We start from the raw sequence: 19,605 nt of genomic DNA, 5'->3' as shown, positions 1-19,605 counted from the left end.
GCTGCCGCATCATTGACCCGTCAAGGTCCGTAAATCGAATCCCCTTGTGTATCAATATGTTACGCGTCTGGTCTGGCGGATATCCACAGGCTTGCCAACAAAATCTGTGGACAACTCGCAATCGATTGCGTCGCAATGGTTGAGGATCCGGCCTGAACGCGATCGGCGTGCGAGGCCCGTGCGTACGGGCTGCCCGATGTCTGCGTCGCGGCGGTAATTCGTGCGCGATCAAGGGCTTAAGTCCCGGGTACCCAGGATATCCACATCCTTGCCAACACTTTCTGTGGACAAGCGCAGCCGCATTACGCGGCCTGCGCCGTGTCGGCCACTTCGGCCGCGATCCAGTCGCGAAAGAGCGTCATCGCGGGCGTCAGCGGTTTCGACTTCAGCGACGTGAGCCAGTAGCCGCCGGCATGCACGTCGACGTCGAGCGGCCGCGCGAGCAGGCCGAGCTGCAGTTCGCGCGCGAACATGCAGGCCGGCGCGAGCGCGACACCCGCGCCCTGCATCGCGGCCTCGACCATTAGCCGCGAAGAATCGAACACCGGCCCGTTGACCGTCCACGGTTCGAGCTGCGCGGCGTCGAACCAGCCGAGCCATTCGTCGGTGCGGTACGAGCGCAGCAGCGTTTCATTCGCGAGATCGGCCGGCTGCGCGAGGCGCCGCGCGATTTCCGGCGCGCACAGCGCGGTGAGCGGCGCATCGAGCAGGCGCTCGTTGCGCGTCGCCGGCCAGTTGCCTTCACCGAAACGGATCGCGAAGTCGAGACCCTCGGCGGCGAGGTCGACGACGTTGTTGTTGGTCCGCAGCCGCAGCTCGACGAACGGGTGCGTATCGCCGAACTGTTTCAGCCGTGGCATTAGCCAGCCTATGGCAAAGGTGCCGACGACACCGAGCGTCAGCACCTCGTGGAAACGCCCGCCGTCGAACTGCTTGAGCACCGTCTCGATGCGGCTGAACGCATCGCTCAGCACGGGCAGCAGCGCGCGCCCCTCGTCGGTGAGCCCGAGCCCGCGCGGCAGCCGCGTGAACAGCGTGCAGCCGAGCCGTTCCTCGAGCGAGCGCACCTGCTGGCTGACCGCGGCCTGGGTCACGCTCAGCTCGAGGCCGGCGCGCGTGAAGTTCAGGTGGCGCGCGGACGATTCGAACGCGCGCAGCGCATTGAGCGGAAGATGAGGGCGGAGCTTGGTCATAAGATTTTCTTTTGTCAGCGCTCAATTATCGTTGCTTGTCAGGCAACCGTAAAGTCCCGATAGTGCTGTCTCGGCGGCCGGCCGTTTTCAACGCCATTTCGCGTCCATTCCATCACGAGACAACCGACATGACCTACTCATCGAAACGTCGAACCCTGTTGCTGGCCGCCGCGACGGCGCCGCTCGCCCTGACCGTCGCGGCGTGCGCGTCGTCGCAGGCCGCAGCGCCGGACGAGGCCACGGACGCAGCGGCGGCTGTGGCGTCCGCTGCCGCCGCGGCGACGCTCGCCCATCTCGAACGCGACGCGGGCGGCCGTCTCGGCGTGTGCGCGATCGACACCGCGAGCGGCCGGCGCGTGGAGCATCGCGCCGCCGAACGCTTCCCGTTCTGTAGCACGTTCAAGGCGATGCTGAGTGCGGCGGTGCTCGCGCAGAGCGTCGCGCGTCCGGGATTGCTGCAACAGCGCGTGACGTACGGAAAGCCCGATCTCGTCAACTATTCGCCGGTGACGGAGAGGCATGTCGGCGCGGGCATGACGGTCGCCGAACTGTGCGAGGCCACGATCCAGTACAGCGACAACTCGGCCGCGAACCTGCTGATGAAGCTGATCGGCGGCCCGTCGGCGGTGACCGCATATGCGCGCTCGATCGGCGACGACACGTTCCGGCTCGATCGATGGGAGACCGAACTGAATACCGCACTGCCGGGCGACCTGCGCGACACGACGACGCCGGCCGCGATGGCCGCGAGCATGCGCGTGCTGGCGCTCGGCGATGCGCTGCCGGCCGCGCAGCGTGCGCAGCTCGTCACGTGGCTGCGCGGCAACAAGGTCGGCGACAAGCGGATTCGTGCGGGCGTGCCGGCCGGGTGGACGGTCGGCGACAAGACGGGCACCGGCGACTACGGCACGACGAACGACGCGGGCGTCGTATGGGCGCCATCGCGTGCGCCGATCGTGCTGGCCGTGTATTACACGCAGGCGCGTGCCGATGCGCGGGCGAAGGACGATGTGATCGCCGACGTCGCGCGCGTCGTGGTTGCGGCATTCGGTTGAGCAGGGCGGTGCGGCGTGCGCGACGGGATGCGCATGCACGCCGTGCCGCAGTCGTGACCCGCGCGATCAAACGTTGTGCGATCAACGACTTAGGTCGCACATGCTCAGGATATCCACATACTTGCCAACAAAAATTGTGGACAAGCCCGCGGGCGGCCGCGTTCGTCGTGACGCGCGCCGTCGTGCCGCGTTTGAAGCGGTGCGGACAAAGTCTTACGGATCAAGCGGTTGGCCTCGGTATGCGCAGGCTATCCACACGCTTGCCAACAAAATCTGTGGACAAAGCGGGTACGCCGGCGCGGCAGGCTGCCCGTCACGCGTCGAGGCGATGCACGAGCGGCGATTTGCCGGCCGCGTGCCGTATTCGAAGCGGTGCGGACAAAGTCTTACGGATCAAGCGCTTGGTCGCGGTATGCGCAGGCTATCCACATGCTTGCCAACAAAATCTGTGGACAAGCCCTAGCGTCCGCCGTCGCGGCGTTCAGCCTTGCCGATCGTCGACGGCGGGCCAGCGCGCGAACGCGAACACCCACAACATGATGAAGTTCAGGACCGGGACGAACATCGCCAGGATCCACCAGCCCGAATGCCCGGTGCGCCGGACGATGCGGACATACGGATAGACGACGACGGCGACAAGCACGAGCGAGACGAGCAACTGCCACGCGGTGAAGTGTTCCATGGCCTTCCTCGGAGTGATGTGTCGTGGTGCGGCGCCGGCGGAACGGCCGGCACGTTGCGCCGACGCGCGAAGCCGGCGATGCGCGGCCGCGTGCGGCTCGCGTGATCTTGACGCTTGGCATGCGCGGGCGTCAAGGCGCGGGCGGTGCGTTGCTGTTGCGCCGGATCATTCCGTATTCGTTCATGCTCGAGCCGCATGTTGCCGAAATGACGACGCAGCGCATGAACCGTTGGCCGATCAACGGGTTAGCGCATGCTTGCGCAGGATATCCACAAGCTTGCCAACAAAATCTGTGGGTAAGTGGCGCGGCGCATGGCCAGCACGCGTGCGGCGATCGAGACGTGCATCGCCGTGGCGTCGTGATGCGAAGTGCGGCGAAGCGGTGCGCGCGAAGGCCATCGCACGCGCCTCGTCTGCATCACGCGTGCCAAAGTCCATCGGATCAAGGGTTTAGCGTTGCGGTGCGCAGGATATCCACAAGCTTGCCAACATTTTCTGTGGAGAACTGCGCGTTCGCGATCGGCGGGCACGATACCGACCGATGCCACGGGTTGCCTCGATTCGCGCGGGAACTCACGCGGTGCAAATACCGGCCACGCCGACTTTCTGGGGATCCAGCGTGAACACGTTGACGAGGACGACGGGCTCCGCGTCGACGGCGATCTGTTGCTGGATCGGAAAGGCCGGATCCATCGGCTTGAACTGAGGCATGGGAACCTCCTGTGGTTCATGGGTCAATCGAGCGGTCACGCGCGGCCATCCTGGCCATGCGCGCTGGACATCGCCGACAGCACGCGAATCGCCGCATCCAGGTCGGCCGAACTGAAGTCGCCGGCGATGTCGCGAACGTGCTGTTGCCATTGCCCGACCACGGCCTGATAGGCCGCATCGCCGCGAGGGGTCAGCGCATACAGCGGCGAGCGCTTGTGCGCCGGGTTCGGCAGCGACCGGACCAGCCCTTCGTCGACCAGCACGTTGATCTGTTTCAGCACAGCCTGCCGGGTGATGCCCATCGCGTCGGCGATCTGCGGGATGTTCGGGGCTTCCGGCGCCATCGAGATCGCGCCCAGCACTTGCCAGCGCGCACTGGTCAAGCTGTGCGGCCCGGCAAAGGCGTTGCCCCATTCGATCAGCAGGCCGTTCAAGCGGAATACGGACAGCGCGACGGCGGTCAACTTTTCGGATTTCGTCATATTCGATCCGCGTGATGAATTGACAACTGCTTTACGTAAACGACAACTGGTTGTCGAATGTGCGTATATTCGCGACCGCGTGGCGCATTTGCCGCGCACGCGTGACAAACCCTTTCCGATCAATGGCTTGGTGCCGTTAGTGGAAGGTTGTCCACAAGCTTGCCAACATAATCTGTGGAAAAGCCGCCCGTCACGCGCGCATCAGACTGGTGCAGGGAAGCGCACCGTGACGGTCAGCCCGCGCCCGCCGCGCGTGGTGCCGAGCGCGACCGTCGCGCGATGCTGTTCGGCGATCCGCTTGACGATCGACAGCCCGAGCCCGCTGCCCGACGACGTGGCCGCCTGCGCACCCTCGCCGCGATAGAAGCGTTCCCACACGTCGGTGCGCTCGGCTTCCGGGATCCCGGGGCCGTCGTCGGCGACTTCGAGCACGGGCGTCGTGCCGTCGATGCGCGCGGACACGTCGACGCGCGCGCCGTCGCCCGCATAGCGGATCGCGTTGTCGACGAGGTTGTTCAGCAGCACGCGCAGCGTGTCGGTATTGCCCGCGGCGATCACGGGTGCTGCGACGATCGCGCCGAGATCGATCCGGTGCGCGTCGGCGACGCGCGCGCGGTCCGCGACCACCGACCGGCACAGCGCGGCGAGATCGACGGGCGCTGACGCGGACGTGGCCGCTTGCGCATCGGGTTCGAGGCGCGCGAGCGTCAGCAGCTGTTCGGCGAGGTGGCCGAGGCGTGTCGTGCCCGCATGGATCTGCGCGAGAATGCGCTCGCGCTCGTCGTCGGTCGCCGCGCGTCGCAGCAATTGCGACTGAATCGACAGCCCCATGATCGGCGTGCGCAACTCGTGCGCGGCATCGGCGATGAAGTGCCGCTGCAGCGTGAACGAGCGGTCGAGCCGCGCGAGCAGATCGTTGATCGCTTCGGCGAGCGGACGGACCTCGTTCGGCATCGATGCGACATCGACCGGTTCGAGATTATTCGCATTCCTGCGCTTCAGGCCGGATGCGATCGTGCGCAGCGGCCGCAGCCCCGCGCCGATGCCGAACCACAGGCCGATCGCCAGCACCGGCAGCATCGAGAACACCGGCCACAGCAGGTGCACGGCGATGCCCGCAATCGCTTCCCATCGTGCGTGACGCGCCTGCGCGAGCCGGATCGTCGTGCCGCCGCGCTCGGTCACGTAGGTGCGCCACGGCTGGCCGCCGACGTCGATGCTCGCGATGCCTGTTTGCGCGGGCGGCGGCAGCGTCGAATCGCGGTCGGTCGAATACACGAGCGTGCCGTTGCGCCAGACCTGCAGCAGCACGGCATCGGGATCGCTCGCCTCGAAGCCGTGCTTGCCGTTGGCGCGGTTGCTGAACGACAGTTCGCCGTTCGGGCCGACGACGATCTGTTTCGACATGCTGCGCATCTGGTCGTCGAGCAGGTCGTCGAGTTCGCGCAGCGCGCCCCAGTAGGTGCCCGCGCTCGCGACCAGGCCGATCACGCACGCGGCCGGCAGCAGCCACATCAGCAGGCGCCGCCGCAGCGACGCGCTGCGCCAGCGCTCGATCGCGCGTTGCACGCGCATCATGCGCCGTCACCGATCCGGTAGCCTACGCCGCGCACCGTGCGAATCATGTCGTGGCCGAGCTTCTTGTGCAGGTTGTGGATGTGTACCTGCACCGCGTTGCTTTCGATTTCCTCGCCCCAGCTGTACAGCCGCTCCTCGAACTGCTCGCGCGAAATCACCGCGCCCGGCTCGCGCATCAGCTCGTGCAGCAGCACGAACTCCTTCGGCGACAGCGGCACTTCTTCGTCGTCGAGCCAGACGAGGTGCTTGACGGGATCGAGCCGCAGCGGGCCGATCGCGAGCGTCGTCTGCGCACGGCCCGCATGGCGGCGGTTGACCGCGCGGATGCGGGCGAGCAGTTCGTCGAGCGCGAACGGCTTGACGAGATAGTCGTCCGCGCCGCTGTCGAGGCCCGCGATGCGGTCCGGCACGCCGTCGCGCGCGGTGATGATGATTGCAGGCAGGGTTTCGTCGCGGCGGCGCAGCGCGGCGAGCACCGACAGGCCGTCGCGGTTCGGCAGCCCGAGATCGAGCAGCAGCAGGCCGTAGCCGGTCGAGCGCAGCGCGAGCGACGCGGCGTCGCCGTCCTTCACCCAGTCGACCGCGAAACCTTCCTGTTTGAGGCCCTGTTCGAGCCCGCTGCCGATCAGCGGATCGTCCTCGACGAGCAGTACGCGCATGGATTCCTGTCTCTTCAGCAGGGCGCCGCGGCGCCCGGGGTTCCCATGATAAGCGCACGCATCTTAGGCCGAGCTTAAATGCGGGCGCCGCGTGGCGGGCTTTCGACCCCGCCCGATGCGGCACCGTGTCGCCTCGGCGCGACCTTCAGGTTTGCTTAATCTTACGGTCCGTAATCTGGTGCCGTCGCGTTCAACGGGGCGCGGCGTCACATCGAAGAAGAGGAACGACATCATGAAACACCTGGCCAGAATCCTGACGGTCGCGCTCGCCACGCTGCCTGCCGCCGTCTACGCGCAATACACGGGGCCGTCCGCGCTGACGACGACGACCGTGAAGGAGCTGCTCGCGAACGGCAAGGACGATCAGCACGTGCAATTGCAGGGCCGCATCGTCAAGCATGCCGGCGGCGAGGACTACGAGTTCGCCGACGCGACCGGCACGATCCGCGTCGAGATCGACAACAAGCTGTGGGCGGCCGGCCAGCCCGTCAGCGACAAGAGCGAAGTGAAGCTGACCGGCGAATTCGAGCGCAAGTGGTCGGGCAAGGTGAAGGTCGACGCCGACCACGTCGAAGTGCTGCGCTGACCGGTGCGCGTGGGGCCGGTGATACCATGAACGACCGGTTCCCGTTCTCACCAAGATGGCCGCCAATTTCGACGAACTCGCGTCCCGGATCCGGGCGCAATTTTCCGAGCTGAGCCCGCAATTCCAGGCGGGCGCCGCATTCCTGCTCGATCATCCCGACGAGGTCGCCACCGCGTCGATGCGCAAGGTCGCGCAGCGTGCGCAGGTGCAGCCTGCGTCGCTCGTGCGGCTCGCGCAGCAATTCGGTTTCCCCGGCTGGAACGAGCTGCGCGACCTGTGCGTCGCGCGCGTGCGCACGCGCCCCGAGCCGCTCACGCAGCGTGCGCGCTCGCTCGTGCGGCCCGACGCGAAGGCGTCGCTCGCGCACGACCTGCTCGCCGCGCAGCAGCACAACCTGTCGGCCACCGCCGCGCAGAACGAGCACGCGCTCGCGGATGCAGCCAGGCTGATTCGCAAGGCGGCGCACGTGCATGTCGCGGGGTTCCGCTCGTGCTATCCGGTCGCGTTCGGGTTCGTGTACGGCTACCGGCTGTTTCGTCCGACCGTGTCGCTGCTCAACGGCGTCGCCGGTTCGCTCGAAATGGAGCTGCGGACGATCGCGAAACAGAGCGTGACCGTGGTCGTCAGCTTCGCGCCGTATTCGGCGGAAGCGACGCGCGTCGCGCAGGCCGCGAAGGCGCAGGGCAGCCGGATCGTCGCGATCACCGACAGCGCGGTGTCGCCGATCGCGCTGCACGCGGACGCGCAACTGATCTTCACGCACGACAGCCCGTCGTTCTTCCCGTCGCTGGTGGCCGCGCACGCGATGGCCGAGGCGCTGGTCGCGCAGTTGCTCGCGCTCGAAGGCAGCGATGCGATCGCGGCGCTCGAGCGCACCGAAGCCGAATTGCACGCGAAGGGCGCTTACGTCGTCTGACGCGGCACGTGTGGCTTCGGCCGTCCGTCATTCACGGTTCAACCCGACTTCAACCCGACGCAACCGATGACGTTCACATACGAAGTGACCGACGCGGGCGATGCGAACGCGCGCAAGCAGATCGTCGCGCCGCTCGTCCGCTTCAACGAAAGCCAGGCCGGCCCGGCCGACTTCCGTCCGCTGGCCGTGCTCGTGACCGATGCGCAAGGCGCGGTGGTCGGCGGCCTGTGGGGCGGCACGGCGTTCGGCTGGCTGCACGTCGACCTGCTCGTGGTGCCCGAGGAAGCGCGCGGTCAGGGCGCAGGCACGCGCATCATGGATCTGGCCGAAGCGGAGGCCGTCGCACGCGGATGTCACAGTGCATGGCTCGATACGTTCGACTTCCAGGCGCGGCCTTTCTACGAGAAGCGCGGCTATGTCCGCTTCGGCGAGCTGCCGGATTATCCGGTGGGGCACACGCGGGTTTTCCTGACGAAGAAGCTCGCGGGTTGAGCGGCGGTGCCGCATGCAGGCGACGCGCGGCACGGTTGACGATGCCGCCGGCTGTCGCCTAGCATACCGGTCAGTGATGCAGGTCGCTTCCGGGTCCGCGGAAAGGGTTGAACCCACCTGTCGCAGCAAATCCAGTCTTCCCCTGTCCTTTGTGCTGGCGGTATTGCGGACCTTCGGCCATTTCTGCACGAGGATCCGCATGAACAAGCTGCCTCCCAAGGCCAATCCCGATCATCTGAAAAAGCAGGCCAAGGCATTGTTGCGCCTGTACCGGCAGGGCGACGCGCAGGCCATCGCACGCTTTGTCCGGTTTCTTCCCGCCGCCGCAAACCGCACGCACGACGAAGCGATCGCGCTCGGGTTGCGCCTGCACGACGCGCAGTCGTGCATTGCCCGCGAGTACGGCTTCGCGTCGTGGGCCGATCTCGGCGTGTTCGTTGAAACGCAGGCGCTCGCGCGGCAACAGCGATCGCTGCTGATCCGGCGCTGGCTCGGCCTCGCATACGGCGGCGACGTGACCGGCAGTTTCGACACGGCCCGGCCGCGTGTCGCCGCGCAACTGCTGCGCGACCAGCCCGATCTTGTTTCGGAAGATCTGACCATCGCGTGCGCGGCGGGCGATCTCGACACCGTGAAGGCTGCCCTGGCTGCCGATCCCGGATGGATCGCGCGCGCCGGCGGCGCGCTGAACCTGCCGCCGCTCGTCGCCGTCACGCATTCGCGGCTCGCGCAGATGCCCGAGTTTGCCGCGAGGCTGCGCGCCTGCATGCGTCATCTGCTCGATGCCGGCGCCGACCCCAACCAGCGGATCGGCAACCGGTTTCCGCCGGCCTCGCTCGCCGCGCCTGACGAGTCGGGCCCGCTGTCGGCGCTGTACGGTGCCGCGGGCGTCAATCGCGATCCGGTTCTCACGGCGATGCTGCTGGAAGCCGGCGCCGACCCGAACGACGGCGAATCGCTGTATCACTCGCTGGAGAACCCGGCGTGCACGCGCCTGCTGCTCGAACACGGCGCGCGGGTGAGCGGGACGAATGCGTTGCGGCGGGCGCTCGACATGCGCGACGCTGCCGCGCTCGAATTGCTGCTCGCGCATGGCGGCGACCCGAACGAACCGGCTGGAGAGGGGCCGACGAATAGGTGGGGCGCGCCGTTGTTGCGGGCGATTGCCGTGCGCTGCCCGGCGAGCCATGTCGCCGCGCTGCTGGCGGCCGGCGCCGATCCCGGCGCGCGGACGGTAGCGGGCGTCAGTGCGTACCGGCTGGCCATGCAGACCGGGTTGTCCGATGTCGCAGCGTTGTTGCGCGCGGCCGGCGCGGAAGAGGCGCTCGGCGCGGCAGACGCGTTCGTGGCGGCCTGTGCGCGTGCCGACGCCGACGACGCACGGCGCATCCAGGCGCGGCATCCCGACTTGCCCGGTGCGCTGCCCGAGGACCGGCTGCGGCTGTTGCCGGACGCCGCCGCATGGGGCTCGGGCGACGCGGTGAAGGTCATGGTCGAACTGGGCTGGCCGGTGGCCGCGCGCGGCGGCGACTGGGACGCGAGCGCGCTGAACCACGCGGTGTTCCGCGGCGATGCCGATCTGCTAACGTTCCTGCTCACGCACGGCGCAAGCTGGCGCGAGACGCACGGGTTCGGGAGCGACGCGCTCGGCGTGTTGTCGTGGGCGTCCGTCAACGAACCGGAGGGCGTCGGCCATCCCGACTGGGAAGCCTGCGCGCGCGTGCTGATCGCGCACGGCGTGCCGCAAGCGGTGCGCGACCCGTCGAATCCGGACCGCGTGCTGATCGACGGTCGCGCGATGCGGTTCTCCGAGGCCGTCACCGACGCGTTGCTCGGCATCGACGGCGGGCAGTTCGCATCGACATGAACGAAGGCGGGAGGGCCGCGGTGCCTACCCGCTCGCTGCCGGCTGCCGGCGCGTCGCCGACTTTTTCCTGTCGCACGGCGACATTTCGGCCATCGCTGAAACGTCGAGCGCGCGGCCGGCGTAAGCTCACCCGTCAACACCTTCCGGGAGTCCGCGATGACCCGTTCCGACCTTCAGGCCCGCCAAGCAGAAATTTTCCGCACGCTGCACACGCGCCCCGGCGCCTTCATCATCCCGAACCCGTGGGACGCCGGCACCGCCCGCTTGCTCGCGATGGCTGGTTTCGAGGCGCTCGCCACCACGAGTGCCGGCTACGCATTTTCGAAAGGGCGGCCCGACAATGCGATCGACCGCGACGCAATGCTCGATCACATCGCCGATCTCGTCGCCGCGGGCGGCCTGCCGGTGAGCGCCGATCTCGAGAACGGTTTCGGCGACGCGCCCGACACGGTGGCCGAAACGATCCGGCTGGCGGCCGAGGCCGGCGCGGTCGGCGGTTCGATCGAGGATGCGACGGGCCGCGCCGATGCGCCGATCTACGCGCGCGACGCGGCAGTCGAGCGCATCGCGGCGGCCGTCGACGCGGCGCGCGCGCTGCCGTTTCCGTTCACGCTGACCGCGCGTTGCGAAAACTACCTGCACGGCCGTCGCGACCTCGCCGACACGATCGCGCGGCTCGTCGCCTATCGCGACGCGGGCGCCGACGTGCTGTATGCGCCGGGCATCACCGACGCCGCCGAGATCGCGGCGGTGACGCAGGCGGTCGGCGCGCCAGTCAACGTCGTGATGGGGCTGCAGGGCGGGTTGCTGAGCCTCGCCGAGCTGGCGGCGCTCGGCGTGAAGCGCGTCAGCGTCGGCGGCGCGCTGGCGCGGGCCGCGCTCGGCGCGTTCCTGCGCGCCGCGACGGAGATGGCGCGCGACGGCACGTTCACGTTCACCCAGGCGGCCGTGCCGGGGCGCGATATCAATCGCTGGTTTGCGGCGCCCGATAATTCGCCGGTTTCATTCGGGGAATGATCACAAGTAAAACGTGGGATCGTTTCCAGTCGAAGCATTGATTGACAATAATCAACCGATTTCGCGTCGGGTTTAAAGGCCGATGACGACGCGAAAATCATCATTTATTCTCCGCATTCCGCCCGTTCGACCGGATTTAGCGCGCAAGCCGCGCCGAATCTGGCGGTCAGCCTTCCGCGGCGTGCGCCGATACCGCGCATTGTTGCATTTTTACAATCAGCGAATTTTCGTACGCGGGAGTTGCCGTTTATTTTTTTGATTGTTAATCTGCGGCAAATTCAAACGACCGGTTGTGCGGGCCGCCGGGAATATCAATATATTCAATATATAAAAAATCGAGAGAGCGATGACGATCCGAGAAAATCAGCGCGTCAGGTTTCGCGTCGGCGATGTCGTGACGCTGAAAACGGGCGGGCCGCGCATGACCGTCACCTATGCCGGGCCGGTCGTGTTCGACGACGCCGACTGGCTCATCTGCCAGTGGTTCGACGAAAACGGCGAGTTCCGGCAGGAAATGTTCCATCACGACACGGTGGTGCTCGAGCCGCGCGCGATTTCGGCCGGGCGCGTCCGGATGCGCATGCAGTCGCAACGCTACCGGTCGGCTGCCTGAAGCCGGCCTGCCGTTGCGATGCTGCAATGCATGCGATACGCAGCGCCGGCGCGACGACATTTCACGCGAGCCCGAAACATGCGGCAGCGCACTGCGCCGATACTGCTCGCATGAACCCGAACCCGACCGATCCCATTGCCGCGGTGACGCACCGCGATCCCTATCCCTACTATGCGGCGCTCGTCGACGGGCCGCCGCTCGCATTCGACGCCGTGCTCGGCCTGTGGGTCGCGAGCCGCGCGGCGGCCGTGACGGCCGTGCTCGGCCATCCGGCCTGCCGCGTGCGTCCGCTGGACGCGCCCGTGCCGCCCGCGCTGCGCGGCACGACGGCCGGCGCGCTGTTCGGCGAACTGGTGCGCATGAACGACGGCGCGTTGCGGCACGACGTGCCGAAGCAGGCGCTGCGCACGGCATTCGCGCCGATCGACACCGGTGCGCTGCGTGACCGTGCCGCGCAGCTTGCCGCGCGGCGGCTGCCGGCGCCGGGCGATGCCGACGCGCTGAATGCGTGGTGCATGACGGTGCCCGTCTGCGCGGTCGCCGATCTGCTCGGCTTCGACGAGACGCAGCTCGACGACATCGCGGCGCGGGTCGTCGACTTCGTCGCCGCGCTGTCGCCGCTGTCGGACGCGGCCGCGCTGGCCCGCGCGAGCGACGGCGCGCGGCAACTGCTCGAGCGGATGACCGAGCGCGTCGCGCAGACGCACGCGCACGACGGCACGCTCGTCGCTGCGGTGCAGCAAGCGGCCCGCGCGTCGGGCTGGCAGGCGAGCGGCGCGCTGGTCGCGAATCTCGTCGGGTTGTTGTCGCAGACCTGCGAGGCGACGGCCGCGTGGCTCGGCAACACGCTGGCGGCATGGAACGGGGAAGCGGAAACCGTGCGCGACGCACCGGACGACGTCGCGCTCGACGCGTTCGTCGCCGAAGTCGGGCGCTTCGATGCGCCGGTGCAGAATACGCGCCGCTTCGTCGCGTCGCGCACGACGATCGAGGGCGTGACCGTCGAAGCCGGCGACGCGATCCTCGTCGTGCTCGCTGCGGCGAACCGCGACCCGGTCGTGCATCGCGATCCGCACCGGTTGATGCCCGGCCGTGCCGCCGGGCCGAATTTCGGCTTCGGCACGGGGCCGCATGGGTGCCCGGGCGAGCGGATCGCGCGGGCGGTGACGGCGGGGGCGTTCGCGGCGTGGTTGCGCGCGGGCGGCTGGCCGCCGCGCGACGGGCTGACGTGGAATTACCGCGCGTCGACCAACGTCAGAATGCCGAAGTTCGACGTGGCACGGTGAAGGGGAAAGAGGGACCTAGCGGCAGCCTTGCTTCTCCGCCCATTGCTCCTGGGCGGCGACGCGGCGCTGCACGCGTTCGACGAGGCCGGTCGAGAAGGTCCGCATGCTGATGCCGCGGCGCTTCGCGAGGATCGTTTGCGCGACATCGGTGCGCGGGTTCGGCTGGCACGCCCAGTACAGCGTCATCAGCCAGCCGATGCCGGTCCACCCGAACAGCGCGTTGAACATCGCGATCGTCAGCTTGTCGTGCCGGCCGCGCCGGTCGGCAATGACGGCCGGCAGGAAATAGAGCGCGATCGCGACGACCGAACCGGCCACTTGAATCAGGACTGCATCATTCATTGTGCTGCTCCGTCCGAACTGCAATGTGGCCGATTGTCGCGCTTTTTCCGTTTGTGTGCCGGCAATTGATTGTTGCGTTTTTAATAACGATCAGCGGGCTTCGGCGTCCGCTGGCTGCAGTTCGTTGCTCAACGCGAAACCTTCGTCGAGCCAGCCCGTCACGCCGCCGATCATCAGCTTGACGGGGCGGCCGAGGCGCGCGAGTTCGATCGCCGCGCGCGCGGCGCCGTTGCAGTGCGGGCCCGCGCAGTAGACGACGAACAGCGTGCCGGCCGGATAACTGGCGAGCTTGCCCGCGACGATCTTGCGACGCGGCAGGTTGCGTGCGCCGGGCACGTGGCCGGCGGCGAACTGGTCGGGGCCGCGTACGTCGAGCAGCACGAAATCGGGCGAACCGGACCCGAGCGCGTCGTGCACGTCCCAGCAATCGGTCTCGAATCGCAGCGATGCCTCGAAATGCGCGAGGGCGGCGGGGCTGTCGGCGGCGGGCACGTCGGTGACGAAGGACATGGGCAGGCTCTCCTGGATGAACGGGCGCGGAATGCGCCGGGATGGAGGGCAGTATCGCGGTTCGGCGCGGTTCGCGGCAGTGGCGCGATCGACAAGTTCCGGTAACATCGCGCCATGCACAATCATCTCGTCGTCGCGCTCGCCTACGATCGCCTTTGCACGTTCGAATTCGGATGCGTGGTCGAACTGTTCGCACTCGAACGCCCCGAACTCGGGGTCGACTGGTATCGCTTCGCGGTGTGCGCGAGCGAGCCGGGGCCCGTGCGCGCGGCGGGCGGCATCACGGTCGCCGCGCCGTACCGGCTCGCGACGCTCGATCGCGCGGACACCATCGTGATTCCCGGCTGGCGCGATCCGGACGAACTGCCGCCGGAGCCGCTGCTGAAGAAGCTGCGGGCCGCGCATCGGCGCGGCGCGCGGCTCTGTTCGATCTGTTCGGGCGTGTTCGTGCTGGCGGCGGCCGGCGTGCTCGACGGGCTCACCGTGACGACGCACTGGCGTTACGCGCAGCGCCTGCAGGCGCGTTACCCGGCGCTGCGCGTGAATCCCGATGCGCTGTACGTCGACGAAGGGCAGATCGTTACGTCGGCCGGTTCGGCGGCGGGGCTCGACATGCTGCTGCATCTGGTGCGCCGCGATCACGGCGGCGCCATCGCGAACCGTGTCGCGCAACGCCTCGTGCTGCCGCCGCATCGCGACGGCGGCCAGGCGCAGTTCGTGCCGCGTCCGGTCGCGCCGGGCGGCAGCGACCGGCTCGCGAAGCTGATCGACTGGATGCGCGCGCACGCGGCCGAGCCGCACACGCTCGCGTCGCTCGCCGCGCAGGCCGCGATGAGCACGCGTACGCTGCAGCGGCAGTTCGCGGATGCGACGGGAATGTCGCCGCTCGCGTGGCTGATCCGCGAACGCGTGAACGTCGCGAAGGACATGCTCGAAGCGCAACCCGCGCTGCCGCTCGCGCAGGTCGCGGCGCGCGCGGGGTTCGGCTCCGAGGAATCATTGCGCCGGCATTTCCGGCGCGTCGCGGCGACGAGCCCGGCCGCGTACCGGCGCGGGATGGATCGCGGCGGAAGATAGCGGGCGCCCGACCGAGCACGCTCGGCGCGTGTTCGTATCGCGCCTGGCTTGCCGGATCCACGCGATCAGGTAAACACCGTCCTCGACTTCGTCGCCGTGCGTGTCGTGCGCGAAGCCGGAGAAGCACAAGTCATACTGGGGTGCATTGGAAGTGCGCCGCCGGCGCGCGCGACAACAATTTTTTCCGAAGGGGGATTTCAATGACGATGCTGCCTTCCCGTTTGCCGCTGATCCAGGCCCCGATGGTTGGTTCGCTGAGTCCGCTCGCGATCGCGGTGTGCGAAGCCGGCGGGCTCGGTTCGCTCGCGTGCGCGGCACTCGGCCCGCAGCAACTGCGCGACGAGATCGCGGCGATCCGGGCGCGTACGCCCGCGCCGTTCAACGTGAACTTCTTCTGCCACACGCCGCCGATGCCCGACGCGGAGGTCGACGCGCGCTGGCGCGCATCGCTCGCCGGCTACTACGCGGAAGCCGGGCTCGATCCGGCCGACGTGAAGAGCGGCCCAGGCCGCGCGCCGTTCGACGATGCGATGTGCGCGGTCGTCGAGGAGTTGCGGCCGGCCGTCGTGAGCTTCCATTTCGGGCTGCCGGACGACATGCTGCTCGACCGCGTGCGGCGCACCGGCGCGTTGGTCGTTTCGTCCGCAACGACCGTCGAGGAAGCGCGCTGGCTCGATGCGCGCGGCGTCGACGCGATCGTCGCGCAGGGCGCGGAGGCTGGCGGCCATCGCGGGATGTTCCTGACCGACGACATCCACGCGCAACCGGGCCTGTTCGCGTTGCTGCCGCAGATCGTCGACGCGGTGCGCGCGCCGGTGATCGCGGCCGGCGCGATCGCCGACGGGCGGTGCATCGCGGCCGCGTTCGCGCTCGGCGCGCGTGCGGTGCAGATCGGCACCGGCTTCCTGCTGACACCGCAGGCCGGCCGCTCGGCGCAGCATCGCGCGGCGATACGTGCCGCGCGCGACGACGGCACGCGCATGACCAACCTGTACACGGGCCGCCCCGCGCGCGGGCTGCTGACGCGCTTCATGCGCGAGCAGGGGCCGATGAGCGCGCTCGCACCCGCGTTCCCGCTCGCGACGGCCGCGGTCGATCCGCTGCGCGGTGCGTTCGAGCGGCAGGGCCGCGACGATTTCTCGCTGCTGTGGTCGGGCGAGGCCGCGGCGCTCGCGCGCGAAGAGGATGCCGGCGAACTGACGCGGCGCCTGTGGGACGACGCGCTCGCATGCGCGGCGGGGCTGCGCGACGCGTTCCCGCAAGCCATCTGAACGCACGCGGAAGGGGCGCGGACGGCGGATCAACGGCGTATGATCTGGATTTTCGTCAGCCCGATCCAGGCCCCCACCATGACCTCCGTCGACACTACCCCCGTCCTCGACCATGACAAGCTCGTTACCTTCATCGAGCGCAAGTGGAACGATGAAATCCTCCACGCACTGACCGACTACATCGCGATCCCCGCGAAGAGCCCCGCGTTCGATCCCGACTGGGAGAAGCGCGGTTATCTCGAGCGCGTCGTCACCGATGCCGCGCAGTGGGCCGAACGCCAGCCCGTGAAGGGCCTGAAGCTCGAGATCGTGCGCTTGCCGGGCCGCACGCCGGTGATCTTCTTCGAATCGCCGGCCACGCGCTCGGGCAGTACCGACACGATCCTGCTGTACGGCCACCTCGACAAGCAGCCCGAATTCGACGGCTGGCGCGCGGACCTCGGCCCGTGGACGCCGAAGTTCGAGAACGGCAAGCTTTACGGCCGCGGCGGCGCGGACGACGGTTATGCGATCTACGCGAGCCTCGCGGCGCTCGGCGCGCTCGACGAGCAGGGCATCGAACGGCCGCGCTGCGTCGGCCTGATCGAGACCTGCGAGGAATCGGGCAGCTATGACCTGCTGCCGTATGTCGACGCGCTGCGCGACCGGCTCGGCCAGGTGTCGCTCGTCGTGTGTCTCGATTCGGGCGCCGGCAACTACGACCAGATGTGGCTCACCACGTCGCTGCGCGGGCTCGTGTCCGGCGACCTGCAGGTCGAGGTGCTGGAAGAAGGCATCCACTCGGGCGTCTACGGCGGCATCGCGCCGTCGAGCTTCCGCGTGATGCGCCAGTTGTTCGAGCGCCTCGAGGACGCGAAGAACGGCAACCTGCTGCCGGGCGTGTTCCATTGCGAGATCCCGTCGAGCCGCGTGCGCGAAGCCGACGCGGCCGCCGCGATCCTCGGCGATGCAGTATGGAAGGGGCTGCCGTGGGCGTGCGGCGCGGACGGCAAGCCGGTGCTGCCGACCACGACCGATCCGCGCGAGGCGCTGCTGAATTCGACGTGGCGTCCGTCGCTGTCGGTGACGGGCGCGGCCGGCATGCCGGCGCTCGCCGATGCGGGCAACGTGCTGCGTCCGCGCACCGCGTTCAAGCTGTCGCTGCGCCTGCCGCCGCTCGTCGACGCCGCGCAGGCCGTGCAGCAGCTGAAGGAACTGCTCGAACTCGATCCGCCGTACAACGCGAAGGTCACGTTCAAGCCGGACGCGGGCGCCGCGACGGGCTGGAGCGCGCCGGATCTCGCGCCGTGGCTCGCGTCGTCGCTCGACGCCGCGTCGCGCCGCCATTTCGGCGCGGACTGCGCGTACATGGGCCTCGGCGGCACGATCCCGCTGATGAACGTGCTGCAGGAAGGCTTCCCGTCCGCGCAGTTCATGGTGTGCGGCGTGCTCGGGCCGAAGTCGAACGCGCACGGGCCGAACGAGTTCCTGCACGTGCCGTACGCGAAGAAGCTGACCGCGGCGGTCGCCGACGTGATCGCGACCGCGCGTTGATCGTCGCGGCCGTTCGATGTCCCGATTGCCCAACCCGATCCGACCTGACGGAACCCTGCCGATGACCGCACTGCCGACGCCCGATACCGAACCGCTGCGCATGCGCGCCGAACCGCTGCATGCATTCGTCGCGGCACTCTGGGAACGGGCCGGCAGCAGCGAGCGCGAAGCGCGGCTCGTCGCCGATCATCTGGTCGGCGCGAATCTCGCGGGCCACGATTCGCACGGGATCGGGATGATCCCGAACTACGTCGCGTCGTGGCGGGAAGGGCAGTTGCAGCTGAACGGGCACGCGTCGATCGTCCGCGACGGCGGCGCGGTGCTGACGATCGACGGCGGGCGCGGTTTCGGCCAGGTGATCGCGTTCGAGGCGATGGTCGAGGGAATCGAGCGCGCGCGGCGCATGGGCATCTGCGCGATCGGGCTGCGCGACGTGCATCACCTCGGCCGCATCGGGCACTGGGCCGAGCAGTGCGCGCGCTCGGGGCTCGTGTCGTTCCATTTCGTCAACGTGCCGGGCGACCTGCTGGTCGCGCCGCTGCACGGCACCGATCCGCGCTTCGGCACGAACCCGTTCTGCGCCGCGTATCCGCGTGCGGGCCGGCCGCCGCTGCTGCTCGATTTCGCGACGAGCGCGATCGCGTACGGCAAGACGCGCGTCGCGCACAACCAGGGCAAGCGCGTGCCGGCCGGGTCGCTGATCGACCATCGCGGCCAGCCGACCGACGATCCGGCCGTGATGCACGAGCAGCCGTTCGGCGCGCTGCTGCCGTTCGGGCTGCACAAGGGCTATGCGCTCGCGGCGATGTGCGAGATCTTTGGCGGTGCGCTCGTCGGCGGGCATACGACGTACGGCGGCACGCTGCAGAAGACGAGCGCGATCGTGAACGGGATGCTGTCGGTGCTGATCGACCCGAAAGCGTTCGACGCGGCCGATGCCGAGCGCGAAGCCGATGCGTTCGTCGCATGGGCGAAGGCGTCGCCGCAGGCGGGCGATGCGCCGGTGCAGGTGCCCGGCGAGCCGGAAGAGGCGAGCCGCGCCGCGCGCGGCGCCGGCGGCATTCCGGTCGATCGCGCGACGTGGCGGCAGATTCGTAGCAGTGCGGCGGCGGTCGGCTTCGACGACGCGGCGCTCGATGCGTGGACGCAGCGCTGTATCGGCGCCGCTTGATGGACAAGGGCGGCCGATGAGCTGGCAGGCGGACAAGGCGCATGGCGAGGAGATCGCGTACCAGATCGCGAGCCTCGGCCATATCGAAGTCACGCGTTTTTTCAGCGGTGCTGCGCTGCGGCTCGACGGCGTGATGTTCGGCTTCCTGGCGCGCGGGTCGCTGTTCCTGCGTGTGGACGACGTGAACCGTCCGGCGTTCGTCGCGGCGGGGATGGGGCCGTTCTCGTATTCGGGACGCACGCGTACCGTCGCGCTCGAGGGCTACTACGAGACGCCGGCCGACGTGCTCGAGGATGCGGGCGCGCTGTTCGACTGGTGTCGCGGCGCGTATCGCGCGGCACTGCTGGCGGGGCCGCCGAAGCGCAAGGCGAGGGCGGTGACGAAGACGGTATCGAAGACAGCGCCGAAACCCGTGTCGAAACCGACGACGGCGCGGAAATCGAAGTCGGCATCGCCACGGACTGCAAAGCCGTCACCGGAAACGGCACCCAAACCGGCTTCGAAATCGTCACCGACACGTAAGAAATCCTAGTGCCGATCGCGTGAAGCAACGGCTTCGCGATT

20 protein-coding genes and 1 pseudogene are annotated in these 19,605 nt (G+C 68.5%); 13 read left to right on the top strand and 8 right to left on the bottom strand.

Annotated elements, in window-relative coordinates; translation table 11 throughout:
- Positions 1–302: 302 nt before the first annotated feature.
- Positions 303–1,193: a beta-lactamase transcriptional regulator PenR gene (penR, locus tag BT264_RS32970; protein WP_072444280.1), complete on the bottom strand. Its 891-nt coding sequence runs from the start codon at positions 1,191–1,193 to the stop codon at positions 303–305.
- A 128-nt stretch (positions 1,194–1,321) separates the two neighbouring features.
- Between penR and blaPEN-bcc the strand changes: the two genes are divergently transcribed.
- Positions 1,322–2,248: a PEN family class A beta-lactamase, Bcc-type gene (gene blaPEN-bcc, locus BT264_RS32965; RefSeq protein ID WP_072444279.1), complete on the top strand. Its 927-nt coding sequence runs from the start codon at positions 1,322–1,324 to the stop codon at positions 2,246–2,248.
- A gap of 481 nt (positions 2,249–2,729) precedes the next feature.
- On the opposite strand, the gene BT264_RS32960 is transcribed toward blaPEN-bcc, so the two are convergent.
- From BT264_RS32960 to BT264_RS32940, 5 genes and pseudogenes are all read right to left on the bottom strand, one after another.
- Complete coding sequence (locus BT264_RS32960; protein WP_034180593.1) at positions 2,730–2,930, bottom strand: DUF805 domain-containing protein; 201 nt, start codon at positions 2,928–2,930, stop codon at positions 2,730–2,732.
- 609 nt (positions 2,931–3,539) lie between these two features.
- Positions 3,540–3,641 (bottom strand): annotated as a pseudogene (locus tag BT264_RS32955) (antibiotic biosynthesis monooxygenase); the annotation flags it as partial.
- Positions 3,642–3,676: 35 nt separating this feature from the next.
- Positions 3,677–4,123 carry a MarR family winged helix-turn-helix transcriptional regulator gene (locus tag BT264_RS32950; protein ID WP_072444278.1) on the bottom strand — a complete coding sequence of 149 codons (447 nt, stop codon included), beginning with the start codon at positions 4,121–4,123 and terminating at the stop codon, positions 3,677–3,679.
- A gap of 201 nt (positions 4,124–4,324) precedes the next feature.
- Positions 4,325–5,701 (bottom strand): ATP-binding protein, encoded by a 1,377-nt coding sequence (locus tag BT264_RS32945; protein ID WP_072444277.1) that lies wholly within the window; start codon positions 5,699–5,701, stop codon positions 4,325–4,327.
- Positions 5,698–6,360 (bottom strand): response regulator, encoded by a 663-nt coding sequence (locus tag BT264_RS32940; RefSeq protein ID WP_072444275.1) that lies wholly within the window; start codon positions 6,358–6,360, stop codon positions 5,698–5,700. The genes BT264_RS32945 and BT264_RS32940 overlap by 4 nt, the downstream gene beginning before the upstream one ends.
- Positions 6,361–6,592: 232 nt before the next feature.
- Here BT264_RS32940 and BT264_RS32935 point away from each other — a divergent pair, with 232 nt between their 5' ends.
- From BT264_RS32935 to BT264_RS32905, 7 genes are all read left to right on the top strand, one after another.
- Entirely contained in the window at positions 6,593–6,946 is a 354-nt protein-coding gene (locus BT264_RS32935) for a NirD/YgiW/YdeI family stress tolerance protein (protein ID WP_072444273.1), read from the top strand.
- Between the two features lie 55 nt (positions 6,947–7,001).
- The gene (locus BT264_RS32930) at positions 7,002–7,862 is read left to right on the top strand and encodes a MurR/RpiR family transcriptional regulator (RefSeq protein ID WP_072444271.1); all 861 of its coding nucleotides are present in this window, start codon (positions 7,002–7,004) and stop codon (positions 7,860–7,862) included.
- Between the two features lie 66 nt (positions 7,863–7,928).
- A complete protein-coding gene (locus BT264_RS32925) occupies positions 7,929–8,354 on the top strand; it encodes a GNAT family N-acetyltransferase (RefSeq protein ID WP_072444269.1) in 426 nt (141 codons plus the stop codon).
- A 199-nt stretch (positions 8,355–8,553) separates the two neighbouring features.
- Entirely contained in the window at positions 8,554–10,221 is a 1,668-nt protein-coding gene (locus BT264_RS32920) for an ankyrin repeat domain-containing protein (protein WP_072444268.1), read from the top strand.
- A gap of 156 nt (positions 10,222–10,377) precedes the next feature.
- A complete protein-coding gene (locus BT264_RS32915) occupies positions 10,378–11,238 on the top strand; it encodes an isocitrate lyase/PEP mutase family protein (protein WP_072444267.1) in 861 nt (286 codons plus the stop codon).
- Positions 11,239–11,584: 346 nt separating this feature from the next.
- Complete coding sequence (locus tag BT264_RS32910; protein ID WP_072444266.1) at positions 11,585–11,851, top strand: YodC family protein; 267 nt, start codon at positions 11,585–11,587, stop codon at positions 11,849–11,851.
- A gap of 110 nt (positions 11,852–11,961) precedes the next feature.
- Complete coding sequence (locus tag BT264_RS32905; protein WP_072444265.1) at positions 11,962–13,137, top strand: cytochrome P450; 1,176 nt, start codon at positions 11,962–11,964, stop codon at positions 13,135–13,137.
- Between the two features lie 15 nt (positions 13,138–13,152).
- Here the strand turns inward: BT264_RS32905 and BT264_RS32900 are convergent, their stop codons facing one another.
- On the bottom strand, positions 13,153–13,479 hold the full coding sequence (locus tag BT264_RS32900; RefSeq protein WP_034180582.1) for a superinfection immunity protein: 327 nt from the start codon (positions 13,477–13,479) through the stop codon (positions 13,153–13,155).
- A gap of 90 nt (positions 13,480–13,569) precedes the next feature.
- Entirely contained in the window at positions 13,570–13,989 is a 420-nt protein-coding gene (locus BT264_RS32895; protein WP_072444263.1) for a rhodanese-like domain-containing protein, read from the bottom strand.
- Positions 13,990–14,103: 114 nt separating this feature from the next.
- Here BT264_RS32895 and ftrA point away from each other — a divergent pair, with 114 nt between their 5' ends.
- The 5 genes from ftrA (at position 14,104) to BT264_RS32870 (ending at position 19,573) form a co-directional block, all read left to right on the top strand.
- Positions 14,104–15,066, top strand: coding sequence for a transcriptional regulator FtrA (gene ftrA / locus BT264_RS32890; protein ID WP_072444261.1), 963 nt, complete (start codon positions 14,104–14,106; stop codon positions 15,064–15,066).
- A 200-nt stretch (positions 15,067–15,266) separates the two neighbouring features.
- Positions 15,267–16,337 carry an NAD(P)H-dependent flavin oxidoreductase gene (locus BT264_RS32885; protein ID WP_072444259.1) on the top strand — a complete coding sequence of 357 codons (1,071 nt, stop codon included), beginning with the start codon at positions 15,267–15,269 and terminating at the stop codon, positions 16,335–16,337.
- A 78-nt stretch (positions 16,338–16,415) separates the two neighbouring features.
- Positions 16,416–17,870: a M20 family metallopeptidase gene (locus BT264_RS32880; protein WP_072444257.1), complete on the top strand. Its 1,455-nt coding sequence runs from the start codon at positions 16,416–16,418 to the stop codon at positions 17,868–17,870.
- 61 nt (positions 17,871–17,931) lie between these two features.
- A complete protein-coding gene (locus BT264_RS32875; RefSeq protein ID WP_072444255.1) occupies positions 17,932–19,041 on the top strand; it encodes a malate/lactate/ureidoglycolate dehydrogenase in 1,110 nt (369 codons plus the stop codon).
- Between the two features lie 16 nt (positions 19,042–19,057).
- Positions 19,058–19,573 (top strand): TfoX/Sxy family protein, encoded by a 516-nt coding sequence (locus BT264_RS32870; RefSeq protein ID WP_072444253.1) that lies wholly within the window; start codon positions 19,058–19,060, stop codon positions 19,571–19,573.
- Positions 19,574–19,605 lie beyond the last annotated feature (32 nt).

The sequence above is a fragment of the Burkholderia sp. NFPP32 genome, assembly GCF_900119325.1.
GTDB classification, from domain to species: Bacteria; Pseudomonadota; Gammaproteobacteria; order Burkholderiales; family Burkholderiaceae; genus Burkholderia; species Burkholderia pyrrocinia_C.
The sequence above is the reverse complement of the archived record's forward strand: the minus strand, read 5'-3'. Positions and strand labels throughout refer to the sequence as shown.

Bases quoted from the DNA above. Each gene is read 5' to 3' on its own strand.
- blaPEN-bcc (WP_072444279.1), top strand. From the start codon at position 1,322: ATGACCTACTCATCGAAACGTCGAACCCTGTTGCTGGCCGCCGCGACG.
- BT264_RS32910 (WP_072444266.1), top strand. From the start codon at position 11,585: ATGACGATCCGAGAAAATCAGCGCGTCAGGTTTCGCGTCGGCGATGTC.
- ftrA (WP_072444261.1), top strand. From the start codon at position 14,104: ATGCACAATCATCTCGTCGTCGCGCTCGCCTACGATCGCCTTTGCACG.
- BT264_RS32870 (WP_072444253.1), top strand. From the start codon at position 19,058: ATGAGCTGGCAGGCGGACAAGGCGCATGGCGAGGAGATCGCGTACCAG.
- BT264_RS32935 (WP_072444273.1), top strand. From the start codon at position 6,593: ATGAAACACCTGGCCAGAATCCTGACGGTCGCGCTCGCCACGCTGCCT.
- BT264_RS32895 (WP_072444263.1), bottom strand. From the start codon at position 13,989: ATGTCCTTCGTCACCGACGTGCCCGCCGCCGACAGCCCCGCCGCCCTC.
- BT264_RS32940 (WP_072444275.1), bottom strand. From the start codon at position 6,360: ATGCGCGTACTGCTCGTCGAGGACGATCCGCTGATCGGCAGCGGGCTC.
- BT264_RS32960 (WP_034180593.1), bottom strand. From the start codon at position 2,930: ATGGAACACTTCACCGCGTGGCAGTTGCTCGTCTCGCTCGTGCTTGTC.
- BT264_RS32905 (WP_072444265.1), top strand. From the start codon at position 11,962: ATGAACCCGAACCCGACCGATCCCATTGCCGCGGTGACGCACCGCGAT.
- BT264_RS32900 (WP_034180582.1), bottom strand. From the start codon at position 13,479: ATGAATGATGCAGTCCTGATTCAAGTGGCCGGTTCGGTCGTCGCGATC.
- BT264_RS32950 (WP_072444278.1), bottom strand. From the start codon at position 4,123: ATGACGAAATCCGAAAAGTTGACCGCCGTCGCGCTGTCCGTATTCCGC.
- BT264_RS32930 (WP_072444271.1), top strand. From the start codon at position 7,002: ATGGCCGCCAATTTCGACGAACTCGCGTCCCGGATCCGGGCGCAATTT.
- BT264_RS32875 (WP_072444255.1), top strand. From the start codon at position 17,932: ATGACCGCACTGCCGACGCCCGATACCGAACCGCTGCGCATGCGCGCC.
- penR (WP_072444280.1), bottom strand. From the start codon at position 1,193: ATGACCAAGCTCCGCCCTCATCTTCCGCTCAATGCGCTGCGCGCGTTC.
- BT264_RS32880 (WP_072444257.1), top strand. From the start codon at position 16,416: ATGACCTCCGTCGACACTACCCCCGTCCTCGACCATGACAAGCTCGTT.
- BT264_RS32945 (WP_072444277.1), bottom strand. From the start codon at position 5,701: ATGATGCGCGTGCAACGCGCGATCGAGCGCTGGCGCAGCGCGTCGCTG.
- BT264_RS32925 (WP_072444269.1), top strand. From the start codon at position 7,929: ATGACGTTCACATACGAAGTGACCGACGCGGGCGATGCGAACGCGCGC.
- BT264_RS32885 (WP_072444259.1), top strand. From the start codon at position 15,267: ATGACGATGCTGCCTTCCCGTTTGCCGCTGATCCAGGCCCCGATGGTT.
- BT264_RS32915 (WP_072444267.1), top strand. From the start codon at position 10,378: ATGACCCGTTCCGACCTTCAGGCCCGCCAAGCAGAAATTTTCCGCACG.
- BT264_RS32920 (WP_072444268.1), top strand. From the start codon at position 8,554: ATGAACAAGCTGCCTCCCAAGGCCAATCCCGATCATCTGAAAAAGCAG.